This is a genomic window from Parasphingorhabdus sp. (genome assembly GCF_036964675.1).
Lineage (GTDB): Bacteria > Pseudomonadota > Alphaproteobacteria > Sphingomonadales > Sphingomonadaceae > Parasphingorhabdus.
The window spans coordinates 1,926-3,269 of sequence record NZ_JBALTF010000054.1 but is presented as its reverse complement, the minus strand read 5'-3'; the positions used below and the strand labels follow the sequence as shown (position 1 = coordinate 3,269).

Here is a 1,344-nt window from a genome sequence, read left to right as displayed (position 1 = left end):
TCCGACCGCCGCCGGCGGCTGTCCGCTGGACAGAGCGAAAATAGTATCATCGGCGGTCATAATGGCAGAAAGCGGCGACTAATCCGACTTTTTCTTCGAGGAGGACGACTTTGAACCACCCGACGCGGCGCCCATTGCTCCGGTCAGGAAGGATGAAAACATCTTCAGGCCCGCTTCGCCCATCGGCGCGATGATCTTGGTGAAATTCTGCAATTGCTCGACCGAATTGGCGCCCTGCAGGAATTTGGACATTTCCTGGACGTAGCTTTCATTGAGTTTTGCAACATCGGGCAGGCCGATCAATCGGCGGGCCTCTTCCGGCGTGCAGTCCAGTTCAACGCTGACTTTCATTATATCTTCCTCTGTCTGGCCGTTGCAGCGAAGTCCCCCCTCACGCAACAGGTTGATGTTCGACCTTGCCTGCATCTGATATGGGGATATTGTACGCAAAGAATCAAGTGATGATGCAAAGGAGTTTAACGATGGGCGCGATGGAACAAGTGAAATCACTGAGCGGAGACGCGGAATTTCCCTGCTACGTCGCACGACCGGACGGAAAAGCCAGTGCCGCTATCATCGTCATTCAGGAAATCTTTGGCGTCAACAACGGCATCAGGGCCAAATGCGATCATTGGGCCAGCCTGGGTTATCTCGCCATTGCGCCGGACCTGTTCTGGCGGCTCAGCGAGGGCGTCGATCTGGATGCCGACGTGCCCGAAGAATTTCAGACCGCGATCGACCTGATGGGCAAGTTCGATCAGGATCAGGGCATCCGCGATATTGAAGCAGCGATCCATTTTGCCCAAAGTGCGATCGGCAGCCACAAGGTCGGCTGTGTCGGCTATTGCCTTGGCGGCCGGCTCGCCTTCATGACCGCCTGCCGCAGCGATATCCGGGCGTCGGTCGGCTATTATGGCGTCGGTATCGACGGTCTGCTGGGTGAAAAACAGGCGATTGCCCATGAAGTGATGCTGCATATTCCGACGGCGGACGGTTTCGTACCCGCCGATGCGCAAGCAGCGATGCACGCCGGACTGAATGATCACCCGAAGGTGACGCTGCACGATTATGAGGGGCTCGACCACGGCTTTGCCGCTGAATTCGGTGCCCGCCGCAATGAGCCGGCAGCCAGCCTGGCCGACCGCCGCACCGAAGCCTTTTTTGAAGAGCATCTCGCATGAGCACGGCAGACAATCTGAAACTCTGGCATGCTCATATGGAGGAAAAGAGCAAGTCCGGTCTCAGCGACCAGCTTGCCGATGATGCGGTGTTCCACTCACCCGTTGTCCATACGCCGCAGGCCGGCAAGCCGATCGTCATGGCCTATCTCAGCGCCGCCGATGT

Annotated in this window: 2 protein-coding genes; one reads left to right on the top strand and one right to left on the bottom strand. The window is 57.5% G+C overall.

Features of this window, described 5'->3' with window-relative positions:
- Nucleotides 1-78 precede the first annotated feature (78 nt).
- On the bottom strand, nt 79-351 hold the full coding sequence (locus V7665_RS10080; RefSeq protein ID WP_335664408.1) for a DUF6489 family protein: 273 nt from the start codon (nt 349-351) through the stop codon (nt 79-81).
- Between the two features lie 131 nt (nt 352-482).
- Between V7665_RS10080 and V7665_RS10075 the strand changes: the two genes are divergently transcribed.
- Nucleotides 483-1,181 carry a dienelactone hydrolase family protein gene (locus V7665_RS10075; RefSeq protein WP_335664407.1) on the top strand — a complete coding sequence of 233 codons (699 nt, stop codon included), beginning with the start codon at nt 483-485 and terminating at the stop codon, nt 1,179-1,181.
- Nucleotides 1,182-1,344: the final 163 nt, after the last annotated feature.